The sequence below is a fragment of the Singulisphaera acidiphila DSM 18658 genome (assembly GCF_000242455.2).
Lineage (GTDB): Bacteria > Planctomycetota > Planctomycetia > Isosphaerales > Isosphaeraceae > Singulisphaera > Singulisphaera acidiphila.
This window is the reverse complement of sequence record NC_019892.1, coordinates 414,028-429,225: the sequence shown is the minus strand read 5'-3', so window position 1 is coordinate 429,225 and position 15,198 is coordinate 414,028. Positions and strand designations below refer to the sequence as shown.

Sequence of the window (15,198 nt, the reverse complement as noted above, 5' to 3'; positions counted from 1 at the left end):
CCAGCCACGGCTGGTGAGACCGCCAAGTGGCAGAACGGCGGCACACCCACCTCGGCCCCAGTTCCATACTCTTAAGAGAAGGTGGACGCCCTGAGTTGTTGCAATGACGCCCGCCCCACGGGCTTCCGGAATAGATTCTGACTTTGCGTGGAGGGAGATGGCCGTGGACGAACTGTCGGACGATGAGGCGTTGGCGATGAAGGAGGCCCTTCGCCTCAGTAGGGCGGGGGATATCGGCGCGGCCGGACGCATCTTTCACACCGTCATTAAATCCAACAATCAGAATCCATCAATTTTCTGGATAATTGGCAACGAACACTCAAACCATCGCATGCACGAAAAAGCTATCGCTTATTTTAGACGTGCAATTGAATTGGACGAACGGTGCATGCCGGCCTGGGGGTGCCTGGGGCGCGACCTCATGGACCTCGGGCGGTGGGACGAGGCCGAAGTGGCCCTTCGACGTCGGTTGGAACTCGGCGAAAGTGCAAACCATTATGTTTTCCTCGCGATGGTTTTGCTGGAACAATCAAGGCATGAGGATGCGATCTCTTGCTGCGAGCGGGCACTTCAATTGAACGATCACCAAGTAGACGCACTGACAATGCAGGGCTTCGCCTACTCACTGCTGGGGTTCCACGAGAAAGCCGTGGAGGCCTGCCGGAGGGCGATTGCGCTCGACGATCAATATGATGACGCACATACATGCTTAGGCGTCGTGCTTTCGCGGGCGAATCAGCTCGATGAAGCGTCGAACGCGTTCCAGCGAGCTCTCGACATCAATCCGCAATACGCCCCCGCCTATCGTGAATTTGGAAAACTCCAGCACTTGAAGGGGGATCCGGCGCTTGCCGAGTCGTATCTCCGATCCGCCGATGAACTCGATCGAGAACAGGGAATAAACGGGGACGGAAGGAATATTGACTTGGGTTGAATGCTCGACTTCCCCCGAGTGATGCCACGAACCGCTCGCGCCGCAGACGGTAGAATGATCTACCAAAACGAAAAAAAAGGGGGGGGGGGAGAGAAGACAGAAAGCAATCAGCGCTCCGCTCGCTCTCAGGACAAGCGAAGCTTCCATGCCCAGGCGCGTGGGGAACAACGGCGCACTGGCTTTCGATGCCGTTTGACGGCGGGGAGCGATCCGCTCCCCGCTCGCCTGGAAGAAATCCGGACGTCAGTTCTCCCGAAAATGGATGAGAAGGTCGACAGGGTTCCTCACATCTTTGAGAGTGATCGTTTCCTCGGAAGCCTCCAAAGGGATCGAGGGGGTCGCCTTCACAGAGGCGATCAGACGGCCAGACGAGTGGCGGAGGCGGAGCTTGATCTCCGCCGGAGCACGTCGGGTGGGGGGATCGAGGCGGACTCGGAACGTGCCGTCGGCGTTCGCATCGATCCGGTAGCTCAGGTCACCGTACAGGGTGGGCGCGGCCGTGACGGCGACGTGCTTGCCGGGCTCGAGCCAGGCACGCGGAATTCCTTGGCCAAGCCAGAGCACGTTGTTGGTGCTCTCCTCGCGGAGCAACAGGTTCCGCAAAAGGCGGAGCTGCTCGGTGCAGGAGTAGAGATGCGGCAGCGTGTAGTGGTTCTCGCCGGTCTTGATCATCGATACCTCGACCGGTGAGTATGTGTCGCGGGTCATGCCAAAGGCCATGAACGACCAGAAACCGAGCAGGGCCTTGCGGACCTCGTCCCGTTTCAGGGCGTTATTGAGGTAGCCGAACGTGTATGCGTGATCGATGCCGTCCTGGAACTCGGAGACGCCAGCGATCAGACCGCCGCGCTGTTCGATGAGGTCGACGATCCAGGTGGTTCGCGGGTCGTCAGACGCAAGCAGGTCGGTGCCGAGCAGGGGGCTGGCGATGAGGCCCCAGTAGTCGCCGCCACGGTACTTGCTGAGCTTGAGCAGCCGATGCGTGTCGGGTTCCATCGGCAGGAGCGTCAGGCCGTCGCGCGAGAACGCTGCCGCCTGCATTGAGTCGAGGATGTCTTTGCGATAGTGCTCGGCCTCGGCGGCGAGCTTGCCGGCTTCGGGAGCGCCGATCTCCTTGAGGGCCAAGGCGGCGAGCGCCATCCCTTGAGCGCACCAGGCGTTGCCCAGGTAGTTATAAACCTTTCCTTGATAATCGTTGTAGGGCCGGAACTTAATCAGGCCGCGAACCAACCCTTCCTTCGGGGCCGCCTCCCGTTCGCGGAGGATCCAGTCGCACTGCTTCACGATGTTCGGCGTGACGCGCTGGAGCCAGTCGCGATCGCCGGTCAACTCGTAGTGCTTCGCGAGGCCCGCGATGAATCCGCCGGCATCGACGAGGCCGCAATCCTGGACGTAGAGTCCGTCGGATTGCTGAAAGTGGCGCTGCATGTCGAGGATCTTCGCCGCGTAGTCGTGAAGACCGTACTGGTCCATTGCAATGGCTTGAAGCGTCACGCTGTTGCCGAACATCGAGTCGTAGAAGCCGGCGCCGTCGTGCGGCTCGAGCTGGCCGTTGATCGTGTCGGCATTGAGCATCGAGTACACGATCCAGGCGCGATACGCCTCCATCACCCGCAGGTCCGGCACGTCGAACCGCGTGGCAGGGGCAAGCTTCTGCTGCCACAGATTCGCGGTCTCCCGGAACTTGGCGTCGAACTCGGCCGCCTCGATTTCGCGGGCCGAGGCAGGTTCAGGCCACTTGAGCTTGAGAAACCCCTCGGCGCGGCCGTCGCGCTCGGCCATCGGGATATTCCGATACTTGTCGCCGTCGCCCCAGGCGAACGTGACCTGCTTCGGCAGCCGGACCTTCTTGTCATTGCCCACAACAGTCGCAGTCATCCGTGCATAGGCGAACGTCTCCTTATCGACGCGAAAGCCTTCCGACCAGCCAAAGACCGTGAGCTCGTGCTCGACACCGTCGATCACCCGGCTGAGCGTGACGAGCGGCAGGTAGCCATGAAGCAATCTGCGCTGGAACGGCACGCCAAGCTGGCCAAAGGCCACGGCAGGCTCGCCCACCAGAAACCAGGCCTTGGGGGCCGTCCACGGGCTGGTGTCGAGCCGGCCGAGCCAGTCGACCCCGATCTCCTGAACGTGCCCCGCCACGCCGACGATCTCACGCGGCGACCGGAACGGCGGATAATAGCCGACGATCTGCTCAAATGTCGGGTCGTCCTTCCCCTGCCGGAGCAGCGCGTTCACCGGCTCATCCGGTGGCTGGCGCACGGCCTTGAGCTGGGCCTCGGTGAGCTTCCACTCCGTTGCCGGTGTCGGCTCGATGCTCACCTCATCAATTGCGCCGCTCTGCTTCTCCTCGCCGATTGCGTTGGGGGAACCTTTGCCAAACGGCTTGTCGTCCGCACCGTAGTATTTGCCGGCCGCCACCAACTTCGGGGCCCCGGCGAACCCGTTTGGCCGCTCGATTGTTCGGAGGTCGACCCACTTGCCGTCGAGTTCGTACTGGAACGCGACGTGGTCGCTGCCGAGTCGAATCCTCATCGCATGTCGCGTGTTGAAGTCGACCCCACGGTGGTCGACCTCGGTCGCTTTTCCGTTCACGACGTCGATACTGTAGAACCGGCCGAACGGCGTCGGCGAAAGCTTGCCGACCCCGCACCAGTTGTCGGCATCCCAGACGATATAGACCGACGCCCATCGCGCCAGCTTGCCGGAAATGGAAATCAAGTCCGCCCCCGCCGGCCGCTGGATGTGCGAGCGGCCACCGGCCGGCGCGACGAACGTCGCCCACCCCTCCTTCACCTCGATCGTCCCCTCGGGAGCAATCACCTGTTCCCACCCCTCGCCCGGCCCGGTCCCCGCAAAGCTCTCCTGAAATGGCACCTCGGCCACCGCGACAGTCAAGCCAACCCCAAGCCAGAGGCAGCAGGGCAGGGCGAGGAGCGGCCCCACCCGCCCGGCCAGTTTGCGGACGAGCGTTCTCGACGCCCGAAAGTTCTCTTGCGCGATCTTGGCCCACATGAGTGCGTCTTCCTCCCGGTGCGCGGCCTCTTTTTTTTCCGGAGAATCGCGAGCCGAAGTCTCGGCCGCCGATCGACCGCAAGCATTATTTCCATTTCTGGAATATAACGCTCACGGCTCTGGCCGACAAGATGCAGGCCCAAGCTCTCAAAAATCTCGCTGATCCTAATCTGGCCACACGCCAGAACCTAGCAAGTCCCCATGAGGCGACGCCATTAAATCCAAAACTGAAATATAATCATCATGGGGCGTGCTCGGCTGCGTCGGGCGGAGCGGCGACCGACCACAATCGCGCGACGGGCCGCCGCTCCAGTCCGCTCGATCGGAACCGCCTCAGCCCACGGCAAGCGGAGCTCTCGGCCTGGACCAGGCCGAAAGGAGATAGAAGGCGACCGCCAGGAAGAGAAACTTGTTGAAGCCGACGACCGTAAGTTCCCTGTTTTTGGGTCTGCGCATGGCGGGGAAATCAAAAGACAGTGAGCTTACGCTCCCCACTCGCCTCTGAGGAAAAAGAGAAGAGAGGAAGCGCCCCGCTTCCGCGAAGCGAAGGTGTCCCAAGTCAAGAGTTGCCCCGCTTTCCTCCGATTTGTAGTGCGTGGCAAGTCTCAGGATCGAAACCGAACCGTTCGTAACATGAACGAGGGGAAGAGGCTTCCGACCCCATCAGGTCCATCAGGACTATTCGGAACATTCCCGCATCGGCATCCCGGTTTCCCCAAACGTCCCAGATCGGGATTGCCGAGAATCTATAATGGGGCGATTTGATCTCACGGGCGTGGGACAGGAAGTTATCAGGGCCTGCGTTGACGAGACCAGGGGGATGGGCTATGGTGCGATCCCCTAAAATCCGTAGGCCGGAGCCGTCAGGTTTGGCGTCAAAAGACGCGGGGCAAGGAGGCCCAACGATGGCCATGTTCACGGATGAGTCTCTGACCCAAATCACTGAAGCCGAAGGACTTGCGTTTGCGCGTGAGGTCCTCCGCGTTGAGGCCCATGCGCTGGAGCGCGTGCGTGACCGGCTCGGGGTCTCGATCGCGCGGGCGGCCGACCTGGTCTATCGCTGCCCGGGGAGCGTGATCGTCACCGGGATGGGCAAGGCAGGGCTGGTCGGCCAAAAGCTGGCGGCCACCTTGGCCTCGACGGGCACGCGGGCGTTCCCGCTCCATCCGGCCGAAGCGGTCCACGGCGACCTCGGGCGGATCCGGGCCGGCGACATCGTGATCGCCCTCTCGCAGAGCGGGGAAACGTACGAACTGCTCCGGCTGGTCCCAGCGCTTCGGCGGCTGGGAGCGCACCTCGTCGCGATCACCGAAGGGGTGGGGAGCTCACTCGGCCAGGCGGCCGACCTCTGCATCGCCTTGGGGCCCCTTCAGGAAGCCTGCCCGCTCGGCCTCGCCCCCTCGGCCAGCACCACGGCGCTCATGGCTGTCGGCGATGCCCTGGCGCTCCTCATCAGCAAGATGCGCGACTTCCGGGCCGAGGACTTCGCGCTCTACCACCCCGGGGGAAGCCTCGGGCGTAAGCTTTGCCATGTCGAGGAAGTGATGCGAACCGGTGCCCAGATCCGCCGGGCGCGCCCCGACGAGACCGTCCGCGCAGTCTTTGTCCGCCTGGCCGGGCCGCGGCGCCGCTCGGGGGCGATCCTGGTCGAGGGAGCGGACCAGAAGTTGCTGGGGATCTTCACCGACAGCGACCTGGCCCGACTGTTCGAAAAACGGCGTGAGGCTGAGCTCGACCGGCCGATCGGCGAGGTCATGACAGCCAACCCGGTCAAGATCGAGGTCGGAGCGACGATCGCCGATGCGGTCGAGGCCCTCAAAGCACGGAAGATCAGCGAGCTGCCCGTCGTCAATCGAGGCGGGCGCCTCGTCGGCTTGATCGACCTGACCGACGTGATCGACCTGGTCCCCGCCGAGCCGGAGGAATGAACGGTATGCAGCCCTCCCTCGATCTGGCCGCACGCTGCGGACCGGTCGAACTGCTCCTGGTGGACGTCGACGGGGTGCTCACCGACGGCGTCATCGCGGTCGACGACCACGGGGTCGAGACCAAGCATTTCCACGTCCGCGACGGGAGCGCCTTCGACCTCTGGCGCAAGGCGGGGAAGCGTGCCGCCATCCTGTCAGGGCGCTGGGCCCCCGCCGTCAACCGCCGCGCGGCCGAGCTCGGAATCGCGCCTGTGATTCAAGGGGCGTCCCAAAAGGGGGAACCGTTCCGTAAGCTGATCGCCGAGCTGGGCCTCGACGCCGCACAGGTCTGCTATGTGGGTGACGACCTGCCCGACCTGCCCGTCTTGCGGGCGGTCGGGCTCGCTGCCTGCCCCGCAGACGCCGCCGCCGAGGTCCGCGAGGCCGCCCACTTCGTGACCCAGGTGCACGGAGGTCGGGGGGCGATCCGCGAGATCGTCGAAGTCATCTTGAAACACCAGGGGGTCTGGGACGGGCTCGTGGCCCGCTACCAGGTGCCGGCCTGACGCGATGGGGCAGTCGCAAGACGCCCGTTCTGCCGATCGGTCGTTCCGAACAACGGATATTGCTGTGTTCAAGAAAGCACTTCAGGTTGTGATGACATTCGGCGTCTTGCTGGCGGCCTACGCCGGCTACGTCCGGGTCTTCGCGATCATCGCCGCGGGGGTCGGTCCGGCCGCCGCGCGGCCGACTCCGTTCCCCCGTCGGGAGTCGTCGACTCAGGTAGAGGCCACCGAGACGGCGAAACGGGCGTTCGGTCCCAAGCACTGGAGTGCCAACTCGGCGTTGCCGGTCCGGTACTACAACCACGAGCGCGGCTACTGGATGTACGCCGAGGAATATGATCGGCTCAATGAAGGCAAGCAGCTCCGGTTGCGCCGGTTCGCGATCGTCATGAAGTCGCGCGACGGCAAGGCCCTCAAGACCGCCACCAGCAACGAGGCGATCGTGGACCTCGACCAGCCCTTGCTGAGCACGGCGAACAAGGCCGGGACCGCGATGAAGGTGGTCCACGCCCGGATGGAAGGGAACGTCCAGCTCCGCGACGACAAGGGGACGCCCCTCTCGACGATCGACGACCTGGTCATCGGCCCGATGCCGTACGTCGAGTTCGACGAACCCAGCTTGCAGATCAGAAGCGTCTCCGACGTGGTGATCCAGGATCGCGACATGCGGATCACCGGTTTCGACCTCCTGATCCAGCTCCGCCCCAAGGACGAGAACGCCCCGAGCAGCGCGGCCGGCAGCTTTGACGCGAAGACCGCCTACCTGCGCAAGAACGTGCATATCTCCCTCAATGACGTCGGCCGTTCGGGGATCCTCCCCGGCAAGGCCGAGCCCGGGTCGGCCGTCATCTCGGCACAACCGCAAGGTCCAGGACAGGGAGAAGAGGAAGAGCGAACCCCGCTCGACGTCCGCTGCGCCGGCGAGATGCGCGTCGAGTTGCCGCAGGCCAGGAAAGCCGTCCTGGTCGGGCCCCCCGCGCCGCCGTTGCCGACCTTGATCTTCTTCGCTCGCGACGTCGTGGTGACGCGCGGTCGGGCCGCCCAGCCGGGCCAGCCCAACCCGAAGCCCGACCAGTTGGACTGCGATGCGCTCCGCCTGACGATGGTGCCGAAGCCCAAGACGACGCCCGAGCCGAAACCGGAGTCGGCCAACGCCAACGCGACCGACGAAACCGGCGAACCGGCCCCTTCCGCCACCGGCGCGGGCACCGAGATGGCTCTGCGTGAAGCGCTGGCGACCGGCCACGCCGTCTGGCTCCAATCGCCGGGGCAGGGGATCACGGCCCGCTGCAACGAGCTGATCCACAAGAAGCTCTCTCCGGAACAGGCCGACGAGACCTACCTCCGAGGCGACAGCAAGACCAAGCTCTGGGTCGAGAAGGTGGAGACCGCCGTCACCGACGGCCCCAACAAGGGGAAGGCCGGGTCGGTCACCACTATCAGGACGATCGACGCGACGATCTTCGAAGACGGCAAAGGGAGCGAAAACGCCACGATCGTGGCTCGCGGTCCTGGCCTGCTCGAGACCCGCCCGGGTCGTGACAAGCCGGTCGAACGCAAGGCGATCTGGCAAGACCACCTGGTCATGAAGACCACCTTTGAAGACGGCAGCAACCAGCCGACCAAGACGGTCACACTGACCGGCATGCCCGAGTTCATCGACGTGGAGCCGCAAACCAGTCTCAACGCCGAGAAGGAAATCGTCGTCTGGCTCACCCCCAAGCCAAAACCGAAAACAGAGCCGACCGCAGCCCCCGGCAAGCCCGATCCGGCTGCGCCGGGAGGAGCGGCCGAGTCGTTCCAGATCGACAAGCTCAAAGCCACCGGGAACGTCCACCTGGTCTCGCCGGGCAAGGACATGAACGCCCGCAACCTGCTCGAAACCAAGTTCGTGGTCCCGGCCCCGACCGCGAAGGATCCGGCCAAGCCGGCCAACAGTAGTGACGGGGCCGCGCCTGGCACGATCGAAGGGGCCAAGGTCGCACCGGCACCAGCCCCGGCTCCGGCCGAAACGGATGAAAAGACCGCACCCAAGGACAAACCGGCCGAGCCCGGCGTGTCCGTCTCGGCCGATCGCATCTGGGCCGTGATTCTCACCAAACCGGACGACGCCACCAACCCGAAGGCAGGGGCCAAATCCGGTGCGTCTGAGAACCCACGCGGCGAAATCCAGATGGTCCGGCTCCGTGGCGGGGTCTCCTTCCATCAGGACGCCGAGGTTGACAAGAAGCAGGGGACCGACGTGACCGGCGAGGCCGTTGACGTCACCAACCAAGGCAACGGCAAGATGAAGTTCGTGGTTCAGAACCTCATCGACATGGACAAGGCCACTGCGACCGAAAAATCGATGGTGCCCCACGCCAAGGTCGCCACCGAGGAAATGACGATCACCGGACCGCAGATCGGCCTGGACCAGGCCGAGGACTTCGCCTGGGTCAAAGGGGCGGGGACCCTCACCCAGATGGCCCCGCGCGGCCTGCTGACCGACAAGGGCGTTGGCGGCAAAGACGCAACCGACGCGGACGCAGCCCCCAAAGGTAAGGAGCAAGCCAAGGCCGGCGACGACGCCAATAAACGGCCTCTCACCATCTCCTGGAAGTCGAAAATGGAGTTTGAGGGCCGCCCCCGCGACGTGAATCTGCGCGGGACCCCCGTGGCCGTGGCCCGGTTCTCCGACGATGTCCGCGCGGTCATGGAGGACGCTCAGCTCGCCTGCCATAAGCGCATGGACGTCTACATGGACAAGCAGGTCTCGCTGGCCAGGCCCAAGGGGACCGCCAAGGAACCGGTCCAGGGTGAGGAACCCGAACCCAGGCCGCAGATCTCCTTGCTCGACTGTTTCGAGAACGTCGTGATCGAGAGCCGAAAGACCGATCCGAACACGCGAGTGCTCCTCCAGAAGCAGCGGATCGAAGGGGCTCGCGTGACTTACGACAAGCTCACGGGCAATTTCCACGTCCCAGGCAAGGGCAAGGTCTCGCTCTGGAACCGCGAGGACAATGCCGAAAATCCGTTATCGGCTCCGTCCACGCCGAGCACGGCGGCCAGGCGTCCCATCAAGCCGGCAGCCAACCCGGCCGGCCCGATCCCGGTACAACGCACTCCCCCCGTCATCGGCCACAACGCCAGCCAGATCCCCCCCGCCACGGCGACGACAGGGGGTACAGCCGGTCGGGCCAAGCCAGCGGCTCTCCTGCCGCTGAAGGTGACCGTTATCACCTTCGACACCGAAATGACGGGGCGCTACGTCGCCGGCAAGGACGGCGACACGACCGAGACGCGCTGGGCGAGCTTCCTGGGCGACGTCCAGACGATTCACGCCACGGTCGCCAATGAGCACACGCAGGTCAACTTCGATCGGCCCCCCGACGACTACGTCTTGCTGAACTCGCAACAACTGAATGTGAGCAGCACGCCAACCCCCGGAAAGTCGACCGCCGCCAGGAACAACCTGATCGCCGTGAACGAGGCGCAAGCCAGGACCCGCAGCCAGACGATCAAGGCCGACGTCATCACCTATGACTCGCAGAAGGAGCTGTTCTACGCCTACGCCGAAGAGGGCCGCCCGGTGATCCTCATCGAGCAGTCCTCGACCGGCCAGCCGACGACGAGCGCACGCGGTCAGGCGATGAAGTACAACCGCTTGACGGGTGAGTCGCAGTTGATGACCCCCATGAGCGCGATGGAGTTCATTCAGGCCAAGACCGGCATCCGGCCCGGCCCAGCAGGCGAAGCCAAGCTTAAGACTCCGAAGACGCCACGCGTCGGTCCCGGACTCAAGATCCCGGTTCCCAGCCAGACCGAACGGAAGGGCATGACCGGACGTTAAAGCAGGGTAGTCGGTGAATCCTTGAATACGTCTGAACCACGCTCGGCCCAACCTTCGACGTCTACGAACGGGCCGAAGATTCTTTATCAACCACGAATGACACCAATGACACGAACAAATTCAAGAAATTATTATTCCTGATTCCATTTCTTGTTTTTTCCCCATTCGTGTCATTGGTGTCATTCGTGGTTAAATCCCCACTTCGGGGTGTCGCATCCCCAAGTTCATTGGTGCGTCCGGAAGAGGACTCTCGGCTCCTTCTATCAGGGACGAGCATTCAGAAAAAAAGCCCTTCCCCCCGCGATTGGGAGGGAAGGGCCTTTCAGTTCAACTTTCAGCACGATGGATACGTGCCCGCTTGGATCAATAGACCTCGCCGGCACGGACGACGTGGCCGCCGGTTCCGCCGGCCGCCTTGGCGTGCGGGGCGAACCGGAAGTGCCAGCCTTCGCTGGCCCGGATCGAGGCCAGATCGTCCTTGCTCCAGCCGTACTTGGCGAACCAAGGGGTGCCGTTCTCGCGGACGACCGTGTCGACGTCGGCCACGCGCTTCTGGCCGATGGTGGCCGCGAACTTGCTGCGGGCCTCGTCGCCGTCCTGGAGGAAGTATTCCTTCCAGAACGCACGGCCGCCGAGCACGCCCGTGCAGCCGCATTCCATCGCCATCTTGACCTGCTTGAGGTAGTCAGGATAGTCGACGCCCGCCGACAGGAGCACCCAGGGGCGCTCGCTCGCCTCAGAGAGGGCGTGCAGGTTGTCGGTCAACTGGCTGTCGGAGCCGTGGCCGAGGGTGCCGGGGAACTCGGCCTTGTAGACGTCGCAGTACCGGCTGAGCTGGCGGGCCGACTCGATGGTCGTCTCGGCCTTGCGGTCGAGGAAGCTCTTGTCCGTCTTCTTCTCGCCGTTGAAGGGGAAGGCGACCGGCTCGAGCAGGAAGAGGATATCGTGGCGGCGGCAGTCGTCGGCAACCTGCTCGATGAACGCGAGGTTGTGTTCGGCCGAGATCACCTCGCTCGGCTCAAACGGAGCGAGCAGCTTGACGGCGTCGGCCCCCATGAGCTTGATCTTCTCGACGCTCAAGCCCGGCTCGTACTCGCCCATCGGGCCGCCGAGCTTGTTTTTGGGGCTGCCCGACTTCTCGACCCGGACCAGCAATCCCTTGTGCGCCGGGATCGCCTCGGTGGCGATCGCCGAGAAGGCACCGTAGTAGGCGTCGATCAAAACGCCCGAGGCGGCCGGCGACATCTGTCGCGCCAGGTCGAGCTTCGCCTCGACGACTTCCTCGTACGTGGGCTCGCGATCCTGCCCCTTCCCCTTCAGCGCTTTCTGCGCCATCTCGATCATCGAGCTATTCTGGTCGAGCGCCAGCATCGTCAGCGTCCCGTTCGGGTTGCTGATCCGCTGAAGTCCGCGAAGCTTGCCCGGGGTCAACCCCTTGCTCAGAAGCACAGTCGCGCTCAGGTGACGGTTGGTGGTGGCATCAGCCATCAGAGGAAACTCTCCCATTTCTAAATGCGAGGAATTGATCCAGGAAGACTTGAACATCAAGCCAAAAGGGTTTTGCGTGCAGCCAACACGAGTCGGAATCGCAAAACTCCAGCCGCTTGTCCGGAGTTCTCAAAGAGAGGGGGCACGGCTCACCATCCCCCTTTATTCCCAACAAGGCTCAAGCAAGCAGGTCAGGTTGGTGGGCCGGGCCCACCCGACAAGAAAAAGAAAGACATTCGTTTTCCGACTCTGCACAAAGGGGGGGAGCCCAGCGCAGATGATCCGTTTAGGTCATTCAACTCGGTGACGGGTTGAGTCCATCGACCAAAAGAAGAATCCCAATTTTAGCGATCCAAGGCCGTTTTGCAAGCGGCCGTCTCGCCACGTCAACGTGGGTCATCGGCAAGGAGAGCCTGCGCTTCCACTCCGAAGCGGGTCATACCCGAAACTCAACGCGCGCCGATGCCGATTAAGATGCGCGAGCCGTCGGGCCTTGCCTTGTCGCAAAAGAAGAGCTGATTGGGGGGCGTCGCCACCATCGTGGCCACCTGCGAGACCTCATTCTGAAGGATCTCGCAGCGGAGCTGGACCTTGCCGTTGTCGTCGAACGGCAGCATCAGGGTGGTCGCTGCCGCCGCCCCACCGCCAAGGTCGCAACTGACAGTCTGCCCCGCCGTGAGCCGCTTGCTCTGCACGTCGAGCAGCTTGAAACCATGATTGGGGAGCAGCCGGCGAAGCTGGGGCGCGATCGCCTTGAGCTTCGGATCCATCATCGCTTTGTTGGGGACAGCCACGATCCCGAAGACGGTGACCTGGCGCGCGGGTTCACTTTCCTGAGGCCGAGCCTCAGTCCCGGAAAGGAGCACCAAGGCGGCCACCACCCACGCGACCGCTCCAGCGCGGCCCCTCGGCCCGCGCTGAGCCTGGATCGTCATTGCAATCCCGCCTGCGATTCCAGGTCGTTGAACCCATTAAACAAAGGATCAACCTCGTACGGATTCTCGTTCAAGGCCAGGTTGCGTAAGGTCTTGTCATCGAACGAGATGACTGAGGTCCCCGTCGAGGAGAGGTTGAAAACCATGTCGCTGAGCTCGACGGCAGGGGCCGTGGCGACAGCCATCGGCCGAGGCTGGGGATGCGCTGGCGACGAGGAAGGCGCTTGGTGCCAGGCCAGGCCGAGCCCGGCCAGGATCGCAGCAGCCTGGGCCAGCACGAAGACGGCCACCGCCGAGCGCCGCCAGAGCGGGCGCGGAAGAATGACCGGGGCGAAGGGCGCGGGGGCCATCACCTGCGGTTGATCGAGCGACTCGGAGACGTTCGCCCAGATCCGATCCCACGCGGCGGCCGAGAGTTCAGGGGCGCGGGTCGCCGCCCAGACCTGATCCAGGCGGGCATTCCGCTCCGCCCAGCGAGCGCAGCTCGGGCAGTGGTCGAGGTGCTCGACGAGAATGGCCCGCTCGAAATTCCCGGTCGGCACCGCCAGTTCGTGAATGACATCCGCACAACGCATAGCACACCTCCCCGAATTGATTGCGGACCGTTGACTTTTGATGCGTTCCGTTCTCATTCTCGGGGTTTGAATTCCCTCTTTGTTAGATGTCGACCCCATCGATCGCGTCGAGATTCAGATACGACTGGAGCTTGTTTCGGGCATGGTGGAGGCGGCTCATGACCGTTCCGATCGGGATTTCCTGGACTTCGGCGATTTCTTTATAGCTCAAACCGGCATCGGCGAACAGCACGAAGGTGGAGCGGATCGCGGGGGAGAGGCGGTCGAGCGCCGCGGTGAGGAGGCGGTGGAGGTCTTGCTGGTGCAAACCTCGAGCCGGGTCGTCATCACAGGCGGGATCGGTGCCGTTGTTCTCCTCGTCGCTCAGGGGTTGGGTGGACCGCCGCTTCCGTTTTCGCCCCAGGTCCAGGGCCGCGTTATGAACGATCTTGACGAGCCAGGTCCGGAACGTGCTTCGCCCGTCAAATGCTTGCAGATGCGTGACCGCCTTCAGGAAACCGTCCTGAACCGCGTCCTGGGCGTCTTGCTCATGTCCCAGCAGGCGATAAGCCACGCTGTAAGCGACCCCACGGTGTCGGAAGAACAGCTCCTCGCAGGCGGAGCGATCCCCTCGACGGGCCAGATCAACCAAAATCTCGTCGGGCGTCAGCACGCCGGTGGCCGCCTCGGGCATTTCACTCACCTGCGAGAACAGACGCTCAGCGTTTTCCTTCTATTCGATCCTCCCTCGCACTTTTTTCGGGAAGAACGATTTCGATCGGGTTCGCGCTGGGCCGCCTTTTTTTTGGGAAAGTTCCCCGCCAATCCGGATTCCGGGCGGCCACCCGTCCCGTTCGACCCTGCCGAAACGGGGCATGACGGAGCCATCATCCTCAAAATACATCGAAAACGTTTCAACTGTCGGGGAAAGAGGTTGGGTTCCCGAGGGGAATGAAACCCAATAAACCGATCTTGACCCTTTTGACGACTGGGAACACAATCCGCCCGTTGGTCTCCGGATCCCAGTCAGACGTGTGTGTTCGCAACCTGGAACTTCCTTCGAGAATGACCAGGGATCTCGGGTCTTTGATCCCCCTTCTTCAGTCGCTCGGGCGACGTTGTGTGGAACACGACGTCGGAATCGAAAACGGCTCAGGAGGTCATCCGTTCCTCACCGGTGCGTCCGGTTGGCGTGAACGATGGGTCCGGGATTTGCGCAACCATTTTCTAGGCTAATAGTCTCCGTTCAGGGAGGAACCTTGTCGTGATGCGGCGATGCCTCACCATTCAGGCCGTGTTCACGGTCGTCCTGACCATGGCCGTTCGGCCCACTTCGGTCCAGGCCGACGGAATTAATTCAGGGACGGCGACCTACTCGCTGAAGATTCCCGGTGGTCTTCCCGATCCTGGACCGGATGTTAAAAACGTCAATGAGGGTGTATCCCTCCCGCAGCTTGAAGCAAAGGTCATTCCGGCCGGAGGGATTGTCCCTCCCACGTTGCCCGACGGCACGCAGGGAAGCCCGCTCACCATCGAATCCGACTCGTTCGGCTTCGACAAAGACCACCTCGTCGTCGCCCTCAACAACAGTCCCGAAGTGAACCCGACCGACCAGAAGTTCGGCCTTGTTTTCTTCAACGGCGGCCTCGCGGCCGACAACTTGCTGCATTTCTCTCTGAGCATCAGCAACGCCCTGAGCACGCCGCCGGCCCTGGAAATCACCAGCCCGGGGTCTCTCCAAGGCGTGACCCTCAACGCCCTCGCCCAAACGCCCGACCCCGGCACGCCCCCGCCCGACCCCGGGTCGGTGAACATCCCCGAGCCGATGTCGGTCCTCGTCTGGTCAGCCCTGGCCGGCTTTGGCTTGCTCCGCGCCCGGGGACTACGGCGGCGCTCGTCGAAGCTCTGCCCCGCGTGACCCGAGTCGCCCGCGACTCACCGGCGAAGGCCGTTGCGACGCCCTTCGC

General features: G+C 63.3%; 10 protein-coding genes. 5 read left to right on the top strand and 5 right to left on the bottom strand.

Annotation, left to right across the window (positions count from 1 at the left end):
• The first annotated feature begins 157 nt into the window (after positions 1 to 157).
• Positions 158 to 934, top strand: coding sequence for a tetratricopeptide repeat protein (locus SINAC_RS01655; protein ID WP_015243964.1), 777 nt, complete (start codon positions 158 to 160; stop codon positions 932 to 934).
• Between the two features lie 243 nt (positions 935 to 1,177).
• Here SINAC_RS01655 and SINAC_RS01650 read toward each other — a convergent pair whose 3' ends face one another.
• The gene (locus tag SINAC_RS01650) at positions 1,178 to 3,952 is read right to left on the bottom strand and encodes a hypothetical protein (protein WP_015243963.1); all 2,775 of its coding nucleotides are present in this window, start codon (positions 3,950 to 3,952) and stop codon (positions 1,178 to 1,180) included.
• 905 nt (positions 3,953 to 4,857) lie between these two features.
• Here SINAC_RS01650 and SINAC_RS01645 point away from each other — a divergent pair.
• The 3 genes from SINAC_RS01645 (at position 4,858) to SINAC_RS01635 (ending at position 10,254) form a co-directional block, all read left to right on the top strand.
• Complete coding sequence (locus SINAC_RS01645) at positions 4,858 to 5,880, top strand: KpsF/GutQ family sugar-phosphate isomerase (protein WP_015243962.1); 1,023 nt, start codon at positions 4,858 to 4,860, stop codon at positions 5,878 to 5,880.
• 5 nt (positions 5,881 to 5,885) lie between these two features.
• Positions 5,886 to 6,425 (top strand): KdsC family phosphatase, encoded by a 540-nt coding sequence (locus SINAC_RS01640; protein WP_015243961.1) that lies wholly within the window; start codon positions 5,886 to 5,888, stop codon positions 6,423 to 6,425.
• Between the two features lie 64 nt (positions 6,426 to 6,489).
• Positions 6,490 to 10,254 carry a hypothetical protein gene (locus SINAC_RS01635; protein WP_020467723.1) on the top strand — a complete coding sequence of 1,255 codons (3,765 nt, stop codon included), beginning with the start codon at positions 6,490 to 6,492 and terminating at the stop codon, positions 10,252 to 10,254.
• Between the two features lie 363 nt (positions 10,255 to 10,617).
• Here the strand turns inward: SINAC_RS01635 and SINAC_RS01630 are convergent, their stop codons facing one another.
• The 4 genes from SINAC_RS01630 to SINAC_RS01615 all read right to left on the bottom strand — a co-directional run bounded on the left by SINAC_RS01630 (position 10,618) and on the right by SINAC_RS01615 (position 13,925).
• Positions 10,618 to 11,742, bottom strand: coding sequence for a tagatose 1,6-diphosphate aldolase (locus SINAC_RS01630; protein ID WP_015243959.1), 1,125 nt, complete (start codon positions 11,740 to 11,742; stop codon positions 10,618 to 10,620).
• 449 nt (positions 11,743 to 12,191) lie between these two features.
• Complete coding sequence (locus SINAC_RS01625) at positions 12,192 to 12,677, bottom strand: hypothetical protein (protein ID WP_015243958.1); 486 nt, start codon at positions 12,675 to 12,677, stop codon at positions 12,192 to 12,194.
• Complete coding sequence (locus tag SINAC_RS01620) at positions 12,674 to 13,252, bottom strand: hypothetical protein (protein WP_015243957.1); 579 nt, start codon at positions 13,250 to 13,252, stop codon at positions 12,674 to 12,676. The genes SINAC_RS01625 and SINAC_RS01620 overlap by 4 nt, the downstream gene beginning before the upstream one ends.
• 82 nt (positions 13,253 to 13,334) lie before the next feature.
• On the bottom strand, positions 13,335 to 13,925 hold the full coding sequence (locus tag SINAC_RS01615) for an RNA polymerase sigma factor (RefSeq protein ID WP_015243956.1): 591 nt from the start codon (positions 13,923 to 13,925) through the stop codon (positions 13,335 to 13,337).
• 573 nt (positions 13,926 to 14,498) lie between these two features.
• Here SINAC_RS01615 and SINAC_RS01610 point away from each other — a divergent pair.
• Entirely contained in the window at positions 14,499 to 15,149 is a 651-nt protein-coding gene (locus SINAC_RS01610) for a hypothetical protein (protein ID WP_015243955.1), read from the top strand.
• The last annotated feature ends 49 nt before the right edge of the window (positions 15,150 to 15,198 follow it).